Source organism: Microbacterium sp. ZXX196 (genome assembly GCF_009709595.1).
Taxonomy (GTDB): domain Bacteria; phylum Actinomycetota; class Actinomycetes; order Actinomycetales; family Microbacteriaceae; genus Microbacterium; species Microbacterium excoecariae.
Window position 1 is genome coordinate 1 of record NZ_WMEE01000282.1, and the last position, 261, is coordinate 261.

1 protein-coding gene is annotated in these 261 nt (G+C 44.1%); it reads left to right on the top strand.

Features of this window, described 5'->3' with window-relative positions; translation table 11 throughout:
• Window positions 1–261: ABC transporter permease (locus GJQ66_RS13055; protein ID WP_155049668.1), on the top strand; the 261-nt coding region annotated here is incomplete at both ends.

Sequence of the window (261 nt, forward strand, 5' to 3'; positions counted from 1 at the left end):
GGCTTCAATCTGGGCGATTGTCATTGCCTGTCTGGGACTTTTCGGGTTGGCAACTTTCACGGTCGAAAACAGAAATAAAGAAATTGGTATCAGAAAAGTGCTGGGCGCTTCGGTGGCCAGTATTATCGGGTTGTTATCGAAGGATTTTCTGCTGCTGGTTTGCATCGCAATCCTGATTGCGAGCCCGATAACTTATTATTTTATGAAAATATGGCTTAGCGATTTTGCTTACCGGATTGATATTTCCTGGTGGATTTTCGC